The 14,589-nt window shown below is 41.8% G+C and carries 19 protein-coding genes; 8 read left to right on the top strand and 11 right to left on the bottom strand.

The annotated features are described in order from the left end of the window. Positions 1 to 50 precede the first annotated feature (50 nt). Positions 51 to 416 carry a cupin domain-containing protein gene (locus HMPREF0556_RS08405; protein WP_003757586.1) on the top strand — a complete coding sequence of 122 codons (366 nt, stop codon included), beginning with the start codon at positions 51 to 53 and terminating at the stop codon, positions 414 to 416. Here HMPREF0556_RS08405 and HMPREF0556_RS08400 read toward each other — a convergent pair. The 3 genes from HMPREF0556_RS08400 to HMPREF0556_RS08390 form a co-directional block, all read right to left on the bottom strand. Next, positions 413 to 1,732: an FAD-dependent oxidoreductase gene (locus tag HMPREF0556_RS08400; protein ID WP_003757585.1), complete on the bottom strand. Its 1,320-nt coding sequence runs from the start codon at positions 1,730 to 1,732 to the stop codon at positions 413 to 415. The two genes, HMPREF0556_RS08405 and HMPREF0556_RS08400, sit on opposite strands and share 4 nt — an antisense overlap. A gap of 89 nt (positions 1,733 to 1,821) precedes the next feature. After that, complete coding sequence (locus tag HMPREF0556_RS08395) at positions 1,822 to 2,772, bottom strand: alpha/beta hydrolase (protein ID WP_003757584.1); 951 nt, start codon at positions 2,770 to 2,772, stop codon at positions 1,822 to 1,824. Between the two features lie 106 nt (positions 2,773 to 2,878). After that, positions 2,879 to 3,421, bottom strand: coding sequence for a DUF924 family protein (locus HMPREF0556_RS08390; protein WP_003757583.1), 543 nt, complete (start codon positions 3,419 to 3,421; stop codon positions 2,879 to 2,881). 109 nt (positions 3,422 to 3,530) lie between these two features. Between HMPREF0556_RS08390 and HMPREF0556_RS13675 the strand changes: the two genes are divergently transcribed. Further along, complete coding sequence (locus HMPREF0556_RS13675) at positions 3,531 to 4,145, top strand: pentapeptide repeat-containing protein (protein WP_077904813.1); 615 nt, start codon at positions 3,531 to 3,533, stop codon at positions 4,143 to 4,145. Between the two features lie 236 nt (positions 4,146 to 4,381). Then, positions 4,382 to 4,687: a Cif family virulence factor gene (locus HMPREF0556_RS08385; protein WP_003757581.1), complete on the top strand. Its 306-nt coding sequence runs from the start codon at positions 4,382 to 4,384 to the stop codon at positions 4,685 to 4,687. A gap of 41 nt (positions 4,688 to 4,728) precedes the next feature. Here HMPREF0556_RS08385 and HMPREF0556_RS08380 read toward each other — a convergent pair whose 3' ends face one another. From HMPREF0556_RS08380 to HMPREF0556_RS08370, 3 genes are all read right to left on the bottom strand, one after another. Then, positions 4,729 to 5,862 carry an MFS transporter gene (locus HMPREF0556_RS08380; RefSeq protein WP_003757580.1) on the bottom strand — a complete coding sequence of 378 codons (1,134 nt, stop codon included), beginning with the start codon at positions 5,860 to 5,862 and terminating at the stop codon, positions 4,729 to 4,731. Positions 5,863 to 5,927: 65 nt separating this feature from the next. Next, the gene (locus tag HMPREF0556_RS08375; protein WP_040486678.1) at positions 5,928 to 6,479 is read right to left on the bottom strand and encodes a TetR/AcrR family transcriptional regulator; all 552 of its coding nucleotides are present in this window, start codon (positions 6,477 to 6,479) and stop codon (positions 5,928 to 5,930) included. Positions 6,480 to 6,554: 75 nt separating this feature from the next. Beyond that, positions 6,555 to 7,046 (bottom strand): kinase, encoded by a 492-nt coding sequence (locus tag HMPREF0556_RS08370; protein WP_003757578.1) that lies wholly within the window; start codon positions 7,044 to 7,046, stop codon positions 6,555 to 6,557. A gap of 260 nt (positions 7,047 to 7,306) precedes the next feature. Here HMPREF0556_RS08370 and HMPREF0556_RS08365 point away from each other — a divergent pair, with 260 nt between their 5' ends. Continuing rightward, a complete protein-coding gene (locus HMPREF0556_RS08365) occupies positions 7,307 to 7,684 on the top strand; it encodes a hypothetical protein (RefSeq protein ID WP_040486677.1) in 378 nt (125 codons plus the stop codon). A 57-nt stretch (positions 7,685 to 7,741) separates the two neighbouring features. On the opposite strand, the gene HMPREF0556_RS08360 is transcribed toward HMPREF0556_RS08365, so the two are convergent. Beyond that, positions 7,742 to 8,290, bottom strand: coding sequence for a hypothetical protein (locus tag HMPREF0556_RS08360; protein WP_003757574.1), 549 nt, complete (start codon positions 8,288 to 8,290; stop codon positions 7,742 to 7,744). A gap of 56 nt (positions 8,291 to 8,346) precedes the next feature. After that, positions 8,347 to 8,673 (bottom strand): DUF1433 domain-containing protein, encoded by a 327-nt coding sequence (locus HMPREF0556_RS08355; protein WP_050777017.1) that lies wholly within the window; start codon positions 8,671 to 8,673, stop codon positions 8,347 to 8,349. A 120-nt stretch (positions 8,674 to 8,793) separates the two neighbouring features. On the opposite strand from HMPREF0556_RS08355, the gene HMPREF0556_RS08350 reads away from it, so the two are divergent. Both HMPREF0556_RS08350 and HMPREF0556_RS08345 read left to right on the top strand, forming a co-directional pair. Beyond that, on the top strand, positions 8,794 to 9,906 hold the full coding sequence (locus tag HMPREF0556_RS08350; protein ID WP_003757571.1) for a DUF6792 domain-containing protein: 1,113 nt from the start codon (positions 8,794 to 8,796) through the stop codon (positions 9,904 to 9,906). A 23-nt stretch (positions 9,907 to 9,929) separates the two neighbouring features. Continuing rightward, positions 9,930 to 10,316 (top strand): hypothetical protein, encoded by a 387-nt coding sequence (locus HMPREF0556_RS08345; protein ID WP_003757568.1) that lies wholly within the window; start codon positions 9,930 to 9,932, stop codon positions 10,314 to 10,316. A 123-nt stretch (positions 10,317 to 10,439) separates the two neighbouring features. On the opposite strand, the gene pdxT is transcribed toward HMPREF0556_RS08345, so the two are convergent. Both pdxT and pdxS read right to left on the bottom strand, forming a co-directional pair. Then, complete coding sequence (gene pdxT, locus HMPREF0556_RS08340) at positions 10,440 to 11,015, bottom strand: pyridoxal 5'-phosphate synthase glutaminase subunit PdxT (protein WP_003757566.1); 576 nt, start codon at positions 11,013 to 11,015, stop codon at positions 10,440 to 10,442. Between the two features lies 1 nt (position 11,016). Next, a complete protein-coding gene (pdxS, locus tag HMPREF0556_RS08335) occupies positions 11,017 to 11,904 on the bottom strand; it encodes a pyridoxal 5'-phosphate synthase lyase subunit PdxS (RefSeq protein ID WP_040486676.1) in 888 nt (295 codons plus the stop codon). Positions 11,905 to 12,025: 121 nt separating this feature from the next. Here pdxS and HMPREF0556_RS08330 point away from each other — a divergent pair, with 121 nt between their 5' ends. Then, on the top strand, positions 12,026 to 13,456 hold the full coding sequence (locus HMPREF0556_RS08330) for an aminotransferase-like domain-containing protein (protein WP_003757562.1): 1,431 nt from the start codon (positions 12,026 to 12,028) through the stop codon (positions 13,454 to 13,456). 62 nt (positions 13,457 to 13,518) lie between these two features. On the opposite strand, the gene HMPREF0556_RS08325 is transcribed toward HMPREF0556_RS08330, so the two are convergent. Further along, the gene (locus HMPREF0556_RS08325) at positions 13,519 to 13,917 is read right to left on the bottom strand and encodes an Lrp/AsnC family transcriptional regulator (protein WP_003757561.1); all 399 of its coding nucleotides are present in this window, start codon (positions 13,915 to 13,917) and stop codon (positions 13,519 to 13,521) included. 119 nt (positions 13,918 to 14,036) lie between these two features. Here HMPREF0556_RS08325 and HMPREF0556_RS08320 point away from each other — a divergent pair, with 119 nt between their 5' ends. Beyond that, positions 14,037 to 14,582: a cysteine hydrolase family protein gene (locus tag HMPREF0556_RS08320; RefSeq protein WP_003757559.1), complete on the top strand. Its 546-nt coding sequence runs from the start codon at positions 14,037 to 14,039 to the stop codon at positions 14,580 to 14,582. Positions 14,583 to 14,589 lie beyond the last annotated feature (7 nt).

Below are 14,589 nucleotides of genomic sequence, written 5' to 3'. Positions count from 1 at the left end.
ACATACTTTATGCTATAATCATACTACTTTTATGAGGGGGGGATATATCTATGATTGAAAAAGTAAGTATCCAAGCAAAGGCGAAGCAGGTCACTCATCATTATGAACCAAAAGAAATCGCCGTAATCAACGATATGTCAGTAAAACTGGCAAAATTCGAAGGGCCTTTTACATGGCACAAGCATGATGACTCCGATGAATTGTTTCTAGTCATCAATGGTGAGTTGACGATTGAAATCGAAGGTCAATCTCCTGTCCATGCCAAAGAAAACGAATTGATCGTTATCCCGAAAGGCGTCAAACACCGCCCTAACCCGGATAAGGAAGTATTGATCGCCCTACTCGAGCCAACTGATCTATTGAATACCGGCGATGTCACTAACGAGTTCACTGTGAAATATATCGAAAAGATCTAACGCAACTGATCTGCTAAATAAAGCCCGCTTGCTGCCGCTTGACTCAGTGAACTGGTTATTCCAGAACAATCACCGATCAAATACAGGTCGGTGATCGTTGTTTCAAACACAGCATTCGTTTCTAGTTTAGGTGTATAAAGCTTGCTGTCCATTCCATATACGACCGTATCCCCATTGATTGGCCGATCCAGTAGCGTTTCCAATTGTTTGAGAAAGTCTGTTGTAGCTGTTACATATTCCGCGGGTATCTCCGCTGTTAAATCACTGAAATCAGCCTCTAATGTAGGCTCCACTTCTAGGTTATTTGCTTGAAAATGGTCGTCCAGTTCTGTTAGCCGACCGGCAACGATTCGTTCTTCGCCTTGATTGATGCCTCCAACCACCTTTTGCAAATACGCATTTGCCGCTGTTGCCGTAGGGAAATATTTCGGATAAAACAGTGTGAAATTTAAATTCGTGCTTGCCCCGGCTTCACGATAATTTTGTCCATCTGGCATGACCAGCCCTTCCTGCCGTTTTCGGATCACATTCCCATGCCTATTCATACAATAAGTAAAAGTTTCCCCATATCGTAGTTTTATTTCCTTTGCTCCTTGCAACAGTTGATCCAACTGGTCACCCGGCATTTCCACGCGCAACCCCAGATCTAGTCTGGCAGGCGCAAATTCCAACTCCCAGTTTGCAGCTATTTCCTGCAGCCATGTATTTCCCGATCGCCCTGTAGCGATAACGATTTGCTTTGCTTGAATCACATCCTGCGATGCAAGCGTCAACGAAAACGAGCTCATTTCTTTTTGCAACATCGCTACCTCCGTATCAAAGCTGAAATCAAACTCCGCTTGCAAAGCTTGGAAAAATGCTGCAAAAACAGCAATCGAAGTTTCCCGTCCTAAGTGTTTGGTCATCGTCGTCAAAACAGAAAATCCTAGTTTTTCTGCCCTTTCCTGCCAATCCACGTGACCAGTTATATACGTTTCCACTTTTTCCGCACCATAGCCATTCAGCACCTGTTCCACCTTTGCTGCGTATCCTTGCGCTTGTTGCTCTCCGATTTTCTCAGCCAACTCCCCACCAAAATCGTTGGTGAAATTATACTTTCCTTCTGAGATCCCTAGTCCGCCGAAACCCATAAATGCAGCGTCTGGCTTATCGCTTTGCAGCCGCTCTGGAAGCGGTCTACCTTTCTCGATGACGAGCACTTTTTTTCCGCTTCCTAAAAGTCCCAGCGCGGTAAAAACACCACTGACTCCAGCGCCAATAATGACGATATCATACATCCTGCTTCCCTCATTTCTCGACTCATTTAGCTTTATCATAGCGCATCTCACTCTTTTTCTAAAGCATTCCATGCGAAAAGCCAGTTATCTAATACAGATAACTGGCTTTTCGCTGTTTTCAACCAACCTTATTTACGAAGATCCTTCACCCAGCTAACAGCCTGGTTCATTGCTGCTCGTGTTGCTTTTGTTTGATCTAAGACATTCAGCATCACAAAGTCATGGATGATGCCTCCATATCTTGCCGCTGTAACAGGTACGCCGGCTGCTCTTAATTTATCAGCATATGCTTCGCCTTCATCACGAAGCACATCCGCTTCGCCAGTCAAAACCAGCGCTTCGGGAAGCCCTTTTAATTCATCCAATGAAGCACGCAGGGGTGAGGCGGTAATTTCTGCGCGGTCTGATTCTGAAGTGGTATATTGATCCCAGAACCATTTCATACCTTCTCTATATAAGAAGTACCCTGTGGCAAATTCCTGATACGAATCTGTGTCAAAATTAGCATCGGTTACTGGATAGAACAATAATTGCCCACTTAATTTCGGACCATTATTTTGTTTAGCCAAGAGCGTCATCACAGTAGCCATGTTGCCGCCGACGCTATCCCCTGCTACGATCAAGTTATCTGTATCCCAGTTGCGTTCCTCGCCAAGTTCTTTTACTTTTTTCAAAACCTCAAAGTTTTGATGAATCGCGGTAGGATATTTTGCTTCTGGTGAAAGGGAATATTCTGGGAAAACAACCACAGAATTAGTGCGGTAAGCAAGTTCACGAATCAATTTATCATGTGTATGCGCGTTTCCGAACACCCAACCAGCACCGTGAATGTAAAAAATAACGGGTAGTTTTTCTGTCGTATCTTCCGGTTCTACAAAACGAACATTGATCTTACCAAGCTCACCCAGATCGACTTCCTTGTCTTCCAGTGTCGCCGGATATTTATGAATCTCTGAGCTTTGGACTTCATCGACTAATTTTCGTCCTTCTGCTGGTTCAAGTTCAAATAAAAATGGTGAACTTGAATTATCATCACTGAATTTTTGAGCTGCTTCTTCTAACCGTACTTTTTTGGACATGTTAATTCCCCCTATTATTTTAAATTGCGCACAATTTAATTTTGCATAACTTAATTATACGACTTTTCGAATGAAAAGCAACTAGCTTGCTTCAAAAACTTTTCAATTAAAAAGAACTGCCTGGTTCTTTCAAGAAAGCCAACTCGTCCGCAGTGGACCTCCTGCCTAAGATCTGGTTGCGGTGCGGGTATCTGCCGAAGCGTAAGATAATATCCCGGTGCCGATGTTCAAACTCCAGATTTTGTTCCAGACCTGGTTCAGAAAAATATTTTACAGCCTCTTCATGAATAACGAGTGATTCAGCATGCATAAGCGGCATGTATAGAAACCCACGTTGCTCTGCAGGAAGCTTGACATTTTCCCCTGTCCGGATCGCCTCTTGCGCAAGTACTAGCGCCATACCGTCGCTTGCAAAAGAGCGTGGATCATTTCGATAGATATTTCGTGAAAATTGATCCAACACAATGATTTCTGCTAACCGGCCTTCGATCGTTTCTCGCCAGGAAAAACATTCTCCCCTCGCCGCTTGTTCTTGTAATTCCCCAAAGCGTGCCAGAATCTCCTCATCAAGCTTGTCGTCTTTCGCAAATCGCTGCTCTGGTGTTAATTCCTGAAACCAAAAATGCATCACTTCTGTTACTGTTACCATGCTGTCCACTCCTTCATCTAATTCGTTACTCTTCTCCTATACCCCAAAATAGTTTTTGCACACGCTAGACTTTTTTCGTTCGCAGCCCGTATAATGAGAGGTATCCCACATAAATCAGGAGGTCTTTATTATCATCATTACAGAAGAAACTCTGCCTATAGATGAATTTGTTGAAGAAACTGTTTATCAGCATTGCCATTTTTTATATGCCAATACATATGCAAGTGTTCAAAATGTTACTTTTATCGGTTGTACATTCGAGCAGCATGATTTTTCCGATTATACGTTTTTAGATTGCACTTTTCGAGGTATCGACTTCTCCAATCAAAAATTTGATCTTACCAAGTTTTACCGCAATAAGCTGGAAAACTGTAAATTTTTAGGAACTAGCTTTTATAAAGCTGTTCTTGTCGACAATCACTTTAGCGATTGTGTCCTTGATTTCAGTAATTTTAGTGAAGCAAAATCGAAAAACAATCGTTTTACCGCTTGCCGCCTGCAAGAAAGCTACTGGCAGGAAGTTACGATCGAAAAAGGGACTATATTTGAAAACTCCGAGCTCGGTGCAATGGACTTTATCGGCACAAATCTAAAAGGAGTCGATCTTTCCTCCTCCAACCTTTCTGAACTGCGGATAGACAGCAAAAAAATGAGCGGGCTGATTATCTCTCCCGCTCAAGCAAGCTATTTGATTCAATTATTTGGTGTCAAAATCAAAGACTGACTCCTTATTCTGTATTTTTATCAAATGCCACATAGCCATTCCAGATCGGCATCAAACAACTTTAAACTTTTTTATTAAGACTGACAGGATGTTGTCATATTAAAAGTGTTACGCTATGAAAGTAAATATTTTTAATATGAGTTATGGAGGTATAAGCATGGACAAACAATCATTACATTTAGAAAAAGATATTGAGGTGCTTCAATCCATTGTAAGAGAGATGGCCGCATCAATGAGTGGGGGAACAAAGCACTCGACATTGGGCAGAGGACGCGATTTGGTTCGATATTGGTGCTACTGCATCAAAAGGGGTAACACCTGCTTATAAAGAATTCGATGAAGCTTTCTCCAATCTAGCATCATGTGACGTTACTATTAAAGAAATGGACGTACTTATCACGGAAAGAATGGGAATCGTTTGTACCATTCAAAGCTGGGATCTGATTACCAAAAAAGACAACGAAAAAAGCAATCTCCTTGTTCGACAAACAGATTGTTTTGAAAAGCAAAATGGCGAATGGGACGGAAAATACGTGTTGTAAGCATTAAAAAGCCCTGTGCATTTGTACAGGCCTTTTTAACATCATTTTTTGGAGCGAGTGTCTGGTTTCAAAAGCAGTGTCGCATATCCGACTAATGCAGCACCAAAAAATAATGTTCCGTATCCTATCCAGCCTGCCACTATCCCCGAAACGGCTGCGCCAATAGCCTGTCCAAAGGCAAGTAGAAAAAACGGCATCCCCAAACCAAATGAAGGATTATCTTGAAACACCGAGATCCCCCAGACCAACAAAACTCCCGACATAAAAATATACGCACTTCCAAACAGCATCGGCGAAAGAAGCCCAAGAAAGTTATTCAGAGCAGGAATACTCAACAACAAAGAAGCAGTTGAAAGCGCAGCGATCGACATAATGTATGCCATCGCGATCCCGAACTTATGGATAAAGATCCCAACCGTTCCTCCCCATATTCCTGCTGCCCCAATAATCACCCAAAACCATTTTCCCACATAAACAGAAACAGTATCGACGTGCAGCATAAAATCACGCGAAAATAGCCAATAGGCAGAACAGGAAAAACCGATGACTAGCGCGGCAATTCCTAATTTGACAGCATGTCCTCGCTCTTTTTTAGATAGTTTCAGCCTTAGCTGGTGCTTAGTCTTCTCTTGTTTGGGCGTACCTTTATAATTCACAGCTGTTACCAAAATAGCGATCCCCATAAACAATACATAGGCTCCCCGCCAATTATCTACTAGCCAAATCGCTGTCAATCCTGCCAAAGCAGTTCCAATACTTGTCCCCGAATTGATCCAGGAATTCACTTGATTTTGCTTACTTTTTTCTATTTGACTGTCAACGATATCCGCATACGGCGGTGACGAAAATCCAGTACTCAATCCCGCTAAAAACACTCCCGTCCCTAATAGAACCGCATTAAACGAACCTGCGATCGACCCCAGCCCAGTAATAGCCGAAATCCCCGCAATCATTAAAATCGTTCGCGGCGGCCATTTATTAGCGACAATCATCGCCGTAACAATTGCCAGACAATAAGCTATATAGGATAAAGCAGAAACAATCCCGCTCGTTGCTTGGTTCATATGCAACGTTTGATTTATGCCTGGAAGCAACAACCCATAACTAAACCGTGAAAGCCCATAAGTGACTGCGATCATTGGCAATCCAGCCATTACTAAAACTTTACTTTTCATATCAACACCTCTTTATATAGAACGTTCATTATAATAAAAACTAAAAAATGATATGCAGCCTTCCATTAAGAAGAAAGCTGCATTTTCTTCGCTAGCATCAATGCGGTTGCTTTTACTGTTTCTATATCTAGTACTTGTGCCATTGAAGTTATTCCTTCCAAGATCATCACTGCCTCTATACTAAATGAGGAAGAAGCCTGAAAAAATGCCTGATCTGCAGCAATTTTGGCCAAAAGTCGTTTTTTATGATCGGTAGATAAAGTAACGATTTCCTCATTCACACCCGAATATTCTTGTTTCGCTCGTAAAAACATACAGCCATTCGCTGCTTCTTGATCGATCCATTCGATATGAGCGTTTATCAACGAATCCAAATAGCGTCCGGCGCCATTTTTACGATCGATTTTCTCTTCTAATAATTGCAGATACTTCGCTTCTCGGCGAACTAACACTTCTTTGATCAATTCTTCCTTCGATTGAAAATGGTAATACATCGTCATCGAAGCGACTTGTGCTTGCTCTAATATATTTTTTACACCAACGGCATGAAACCCATGTTGATAAAACAACGAGGTGGCTGTTTGAATCAGTGCTTCCTTTTTCAGTGATTTTTTCATTCCATCCTCTCCTTTATATAGAACGACCATTATAAATAATTTAACATGTCTATTGACAGAAAGCAACTTGCTTTTTTAAAGTGCAGCTCGTATAAATGCCACGGATTCCTCTAGTGTCAGTGCTTCTCCAAGGAACTTTTCTCCCGCTTCTCCCAACCAATCCGCGGGCAACCACCATTTTTCAAGTTCTGCGACTCCAAAATCAGCCGCTTTCCCTTTCATCTTGTGACGTCTTACCGTTTCTGGAAAAGAAATATCGCAATAATAAACTGCCGCCTCATCCTTGAAAAGCGTGATTAGCTCATGAAGCATGTCGCCATATTTGTGTTTAGCGAGAATCCCTTCCACAATCACATAGGCATAGTTCGCTCTCCCGTACTCTGCCAAATGACGAATCAGCTCGATGCTTGCGTTGCCGGCTGTATCTTTTACCGCCAGCATCTCCCGCCGAATCACGTCCTGCGAAAGAAGCAGCGCTCCTGTTCCTAAATTTTTTTGTAATGCTTTTGCGATCGTAGTTTTACCGCTGCCGGAATTTCCTCGAATAATAATTAGTTTTGCTGTCATTCTTTCTACTCCTTTCTCCAATTAGGAGATATGTTTTTAAATAAATAGACAGGGTAAACATGAACAAAGCAGCTTGGAGGCATCCTTCCAAGCCCAATAGTTTCATCCTTTATGATACGTTAATTTACGAAAAGCTAATTCATTCGTTCATTTTCGTAAACATAAATAAATATTTGAAACTTATTTGTAATATATGTATTTACTTTGTCATCAAGACGTGTTATATTTTCTATAGAAGCAAATTTAGGAGGTCTTTACTTATGAAATCTTTAAAAATCGTGGCCGTTGCGCTTTTAACAACTATCCTTATTCTCCCAACTGCATTTCAAAATACGGCTACTGCTGCTACCACAACGCAGAAACAAACTGCCGTGAAAAAAACGAAAACGACAAATAAAGCAGTGAAAAATCTGCATTTTAATAAGAAAACAAAGAAATTCACTGGAACAGCCAAAGCTAATCAACAACTCTACATCTGCTCGCCAGCTGATAAAAATTTTGGTGAAGGTGTCGTAAAAGCTAATAAAAAAGGACATTTCACAGCCGAATGGGCAACTGTCCCCGATAAAATCTATGTTTATCCTTTCAATAAAGAAGGACACACCACGAAAAAAATCACTTATATCGTCAATAAATAAGTTTTAACAAAAAGAACGGGATACTTTTACAATAAAAGTGTCCCGTTCTTTTTGCGTTCAGACATTCAACTGGATCGATAATTTAATAATAAAATGATCTTTTACGCCGACAAGTTCGCTGCAGTAATCCTCGTGATAAATTGGTCCCACAGTGTCCGCAAGGCGAATGTCCTCCATAAATTCTGGAATGCAGGATGTAACGTCTTCATTTTTAAGGATTTTAAATAAACAGAGATATTCTCCTGCCGGCTTCACGTAATTACTGTGTTTCTTTTCTACTCGCTGAAAAAAATTCGTGGCTTGGTTTATTGTTTCACCAACGTTATTATGTTCAAATAAAATACCATATTGATAACCATAATGTAGGAAATTATAAAAATCTGACGCCAGCTCCTGCCTAGGAAGAACTTGATAGTATTCGTCTTTGGTTAATTGCTCATGAAAAAGCACATTTGCTCCTTTGGCTTTGAATACAGCAAAGCGTTCACTCATAAATTCAATGCCCTCATAAATTTGTTGTAATTCCAATATTTTTTTCCGAATAGCCTGTTTTTGATTGGCGAGGATCTCTTCTTTGTCTGCTGTTTCCCGGTTTTGGAAAATCACCGCAATGTCTTTCAGTGACAGGCCGATCGTTTGATAGAGTTTGAAAGAAGCAATCCCTAATGGGATTGCTTCTCTTTTTGTTCTTCCAGTATTTTAGATACCTTCTTAACTTTAAAGCGATATTCCTTTTTAACAAGTCTATCTAATTCGTCCGATGTGGCACCGGAACTTTCAAAATTTGTATCGGGATCAACATCTGCATCGAATTTCAATTCAGGATCATCATTCACATAACCTTCTATAACATACGTTCCAGTGGGAATCGTGTGTATATCCGTATAAGTAATTTTTTTAATTCCTTCATAATTGTATTTATAGAAAAGTTCAATCCGAGATTTTTGTTTTTCTAGAATTGCTTCTTTTTCTTGTTCTTTTTTGTGCATATGCCAACCTCCTAGAAGTATGACTATTAAAATAGTAGCCAATATTGGTATAATAATTCTGTAGTTGTTTTTCAATTTCATCACCTAATGATGATTATAACATAATGAGAGGTTTTGCAGATGAATAATATAAACATCAAGGATAATCAATATTGGAGTCTATCAAGGGCAGCATACAGGGAATGGAACGAGGGCTCAAAGTTTGTAGACGAAGAAGGTCTTACATGGAAAATCATTTTAAAAGAAACTACACCTAATGGTTATCAAGGATATGCAGTAGTTCCAAAAAAAGACTATAAAGTAGATAAAACGGGCGATTTTTTCACAGGAAGAGTACAAAATGTAAAATATAATCACATAGTCATTATTTCTAGAGGAACAGAACCAACGAAATTTGGCGATCTCAAGGCAGATAGCAAGTATGTTGTTTTTGGATCAGATAAAAATAAAAAGCCCAATCAAATTAGGGATGCAGAAAATTTTTATAAGGTCGTTCAGAAACGCTTTTCTCCTAAAAAAACCTATGTCACTGGCCATAGCCTCGGTGGCGCTATTTCTCAAGACCTATCTGCGGAGTTCCAAACAGAAGGTGTCACATTTGCAGCGCCAAACGTCTATAATATTTTGACTCCAGAAGCTAAAAAAAGAGTTAGAGAAGGTCAAACCGATCGCTACATGATCGATTATACACATGATAACGAACAGATCGGACTCTTTTCGCAATGGGGCGCACCGCTTATTGGGCTTCAATTTGTGACAAAAGGAAAAGGGCATGGCATCGATAATTTCCTCCCCCACTTTAGCGGTAATGGATCAGCAGCAGTGAAAGTAGATCCAGATGCGACGATTCAATATGCGAACAGACTGAAGAACATCGCCTCCAATTTGGACAGTGTGATTAATGCCCTGGAAACCTACCGGGAAGAGGAAGAAAAAGAAGTGAAGAAAATGATTCGTGAGCTTAAGGCGGAAACCCACAGTGGGGGTATGTTGCACTTGCTAGATGAAAATGATGTGGAAGAGGCGGTTCGCGAGATCTCACGCAGTAAAGTTGGTGGTGTGTATCGTTTTCATGATGAAGAGGGGTTAGATTCGCTGATTCAAAAACTTCATAAAAAGAAAAAGGAGCTTTGGGATTTCGGCGATAAGGTCGGCTACGCAGCACACAGTTTTCGTGATAAAGATCGTGCACTTGGAAGCAAGATCACCCAGGCACTTAGAAAACAAATCTAACAACATCCAGGAGTGAGCATAAAATGAATTTTGAACATGAAATAAAACAAATTGAGAAAAGCATGGCCAAAGCCTTTGAAGCAGGTGCTACCCATGCGCTGAATAGCTTGAAAAAGCAAAAGCATTTTTTTGAAAAACAGATGATGTTGCAGCTATTAAAAGAGAAGGTGCATCAGAAGGCTGTGCGAATAGTATCAGCGCAAAAGCCAACGTTGACGGAAGCAAAGCCTTACTTTGAAGAGTGGTTTCAGGAATTTAATAAGATACAAGCTGGTTTGAAAGAATCTTTTGATTCCAAGACTGGAGATGTGATCGGTGAAAAAGTCATGCGATCACGTAATAAAATTGTTCGAGATTATAGTCAGGAATATCGGGAAATTATTAGCAGCGTGAAGATTGGTTTATTCTAATTTTTCAGCTATATATCTGGAAGCACCGAAAAAACAAAGGAATTGCTCGAAAACACCACTTTCAAAATTGGTTTCAAGCGATCCCTTTGTTTTTTGATTTATACCTCGAACGCTATAAATATGTTATATTCCCTCACAACACACATCCACAAAATACTGCATCAACCGCTCATCCTCCGTCAACTCTGGATGAAAAGCTGTCACTAGCACATTGCCCTCACGTGCTGCAACGATTTTATCATCTACATACGCTAGAACTTCTACTTCTTTTCCCGGCTCAAGCAGATAAGGTGCTCGAATGAATACAGCTCGAAATGGTGCTTTTCCTAAGGCGTCTATGGCAAGATCGGCTTCAAAGCTGTCCTTTTGTCTGCCAAAGCCATTGCGCATGGCGGTGTAGTGGCTAAAGCCCAGACTTTCTTCGCCGCCTTCGATCGCGGTTGCTGAAAGGACCATGCCAGCGCAAGTTCCGAAGATGCCTTTTCCGGCTTTATGGAAAGCTTTTAAAGGTTCCATAAAACCGTAGCGCAGAATGAGTTTACGAATGGCCGTACTTTCGCCGCCGGGGATTATCAATCCCGCTAGTTCATTTAGTTGTTCAGGTTTCTTCACAGTTACCGGGCTATTACCAGTTTTACGAATCATTTCTACATGTTCGCTTATAGCACCCTGCAATGCTAATACACCAATGTTTTTCATTTTACCAGCCCCGCTCTTGCATGCGTTCTTCTGGTGATAAATGGCTGATTTCGATTCCTTTCATGGCTGCGCCAAGTTCTTTAGATAGATTTCCGATCAGTTCATAATCATCATAATAAGTGGTTGCTTGAACGATCGCGTTTGCGAATTTAGCTGGATTATCCGATTTGAAGATCCCTGAACCAACGAATACGCCGTCAGCGCCAAGTTCCATCATTAAAGCTGCATCTGCTGGTGTCGCAACGCCGCCTGCTGCAAAATTGACCACTGGCAGCTTGCCAAGTGTTTTGATTTCCTTGATCAATTCATATGGTGCGCCTAGATTTTTGGCTGCTGTCATCAATTCATCGTTGTTCATGCCTTTGATCTGGCTGATTTGGCTATTCACGCGGCGCATATGTCTAACTGCTTCCACGATATTTCCCGTTCCCGGTTCGCCCTTTGTTCGCAACATTGCAGCTCCCTCGCCAATTCGGCGCAATGCTTCTCCTAAATCACGACAGCCGCATACAAATGGTACGGTGAAATTGCTTTTAAGTAGATGATATTCTTCGTCTGCTGGGGTCAGAACTTCGCTTTCATCGATATAGTCGACGCCCATTGCTTCTAGGATACGTGCTTCGGTAATGTGGCCGATACGTGCTTTAGCCATAACCGGAATCGATACGGCGTTCATTACTTCTTCTACGATACGTGGATCAGCCATTCTTGCAACGCCACCGGCTGCGCGGATATCAGAAGGTACGCGTTCCAGCGCCATAACGGCTACAGCTCCTGCTTCTTCAGCGATTTTCGCTTGTTCGGCGTTGATGACGTCCATGATAACCCCGCCTTTTTGCATTTGCGCCATTCCTCGTTTTACTCGCTCTGTTCCAGTTGTTTTTTCCAAATTAAACTCCTCCAGTTCGTGATTTGTATTCTTTATCTCTCTATGATATGCTAGAAAATAATTTACCAAAACAGCCAATTGGATGTTGTTTTTACCATCCAATTTTCAAAGGAGTAAAGACATGTGGCATTTAGAGTCAAAATCGGACTTGCCGCTTTACGGGCAGATCATCCAGTTGATTGAGAGAAAAATCGAAAATGGCGAACTATTGCCGGGGGAAAAACTGCCAGCGGAAAGAAAGTTGGCACAGTTGCTTGGGGTCAATCGCTCAACGATCGTGCGGGCACTCGACGAACTGGCAGCAAGTGGGAAATTGGTTCGGACGCAAGGAAGCGGTACACATGTAAATGAAGAAAAATGGGGGGTACTCACTACAGGGAAAACCAATTGGCGGCACTATGTCGACCAGGGTGGTTTTCATGCCGAAGATCCTTATATTCGAGATGTACATGCGCTTGCACTTCATGATTCAAAACAAGCGATCGACCTTGCAACTGGAGAATTGCCTGTGGAGCTGATGCCGCAAATCGAAACGCCTAGTCTTTCCTGGCAATCTTTTTTAGCAGAAGAATCGCAACACGATATACTCGGGTATTCACCACTGCGCCACACGATCCAAAAGCAAATGGCCGCAGCAGCTGGTATCAAAACGAATGCTGATCAAATTTTGATAACCTCGGGCGCTCAGCAGGCCATTTTTCTGATTACACAATGTCTACTTGCTCCCGGCGATGCGATCGCGATCGAGTCGCCTTCTTATTTTTATTCGCTTTCCCTTTTCCAATCAGCAGGACTGCGCATTTTTGCGCTACCGATGGATGAAGATGGTGTGATCATTTCAGATCTAGAAAAATTGTATCGCAAACACCGTATCAAAATGGTTTTTGTAAATCCGACTTTTCAAAACCCGACCGGTCTGCTTATGCCAGATAAGCGCCGGGCGCAACTGATTGAATGTTGTGCTGCACTTAAAATACCGATTGTGGAAGATGATCCTTTTGGTCCGCTCCTTGATTATTCGGACCAAGCGGTCACACCACTTAAAAAGCTGGACCCGGATAATGTACTTTACATCGGTTCACTTTCCAAAGTAATGGGCTCCAACACTCGAATCGGCTGGCTGGACGGACCTCCTGCTGTTGTCAACCGGTTGGCAGAAGCGCGTCAGGAAATGGACTTTGGATTAAGTATTTTCCCGCAGATCTTGGCCAATTATGTCTTGCAAACCGATTCGTTCCAGCAGCATTTAGACTTTTTACGGATCGAACTGCTCAAAAGGCGCGATCTGCTGATTGCGGCGTTAGAGCGTCACTTACCGAGCAAACTTGATTATCTTGTTCCTGAAGGTGGCTTCCATTTATATGTCAAACTTCCTGTAGCAACGATGCGAAAAAGTTTGTTCCCATTTTTTCTCGATAAAAAACTACTTGTGATGCCAAGTACGACTTTTGGAGAAAAGGCTCCCGCTATTCGCTTGACCTTTGCCAGAATAACAGAAAAAACCGCCGAGCAAGCGGCGGTGATCTTGAAAGATATCTTGGATAGTAATTAATTTTCCCCATACCTATGCAGGTCTATTCCAACTAGAATCGTACTCGTAGATCCTGGTAGTGTCTATCTTTTACTTCGATCACTCGCCACTGTTTCAACTTTGTAGCGTGCCCATTCGGAGATCACTTCAATGAAACGGTTCAATTCAGCCGGCGCGAAATGGCTAACGACCATGTAGCATGCTTGCCCAGTAACTTTGTAAAATTCTTCTATGTCAGGGAATGCATGGACGGCTGCTTCAAGTGCTGCAAATTGATTGGTGTCCATATATAAATAGATGAATTGTTTCGTTTCGTAATGGACTTTGATGGTGAATTTTTCGAGTGTTCCTTCTTCCATCAAGCGCATGATCCGGTTTCCAACGGCTTGTCCGGTCATGTGGATACGCTCACCGATTTCTTTATTCGTTAACCGGCTATTCTCCATCAGCAAATCTAAAATCTGTTTATCTTGAAGATCCATATGCTCACCTTTTTCATTATGAAAGTTTTTAGCTGCTTATTCTTTCAACAACTACTTTACGCAGTTTCTCATGCCTATTATACTTGCACTATCAATAAAAATAAAGATTGGGGCGATGAATGATGAAACAAGCATTAGTAATTATCGACATTCAAAATGATTATTTCCCCGGAGGAAAAATGGAACTGTCACAGCCGGAGGAAGCGTTGACAATAGTAAAGCAATTGGAAAAGCACTTTGCTGAAGCACATCTGCCAATCTTCTATATCCAGCACCTCAACCATCGCAAGGGAGCATCCTTCTTTGAGGCGGGGACTATAGGTGCTGAGCTACATGCGGAATTGGCAGTCGAAAAGGATGCTTTGATCATCGAAAAACACTTTCCGAATAGTTTTTATCAAACCGATTTAGAAGCGAAATTGCGGGAACTAAATGTAGAACAGCTCGTTATTACTGGGATGATGACACATATGTGCGTGGACTCCACCACTCGCGCTGCTGCCGAGCTTGGCTTTCAACCGATTTTGATTGGCGATGCCACTGCAACGCGTGATTTAGAAGTAGCTGAAAAAAAGGTTGCTGCTGCGGATGTGCAGACGGCGTTTTTAGCGGCATTGACTAGTTTTGCAGAGGTGAAACCAGCAGCTGATTATTTGCAGGGCTGAGAAAGTG

The organism is Listeria grayi DSM 20601 (assembly GCF_000148995.1).
Lineage (GTDB): Bacteria > Bacillota > Bacilli > Lactobacillales > Listeriaceae > Listeria > Listeria grayi.
This window is presented reverse-complemented; position numbering and strand designations above follow the sequence as displayed.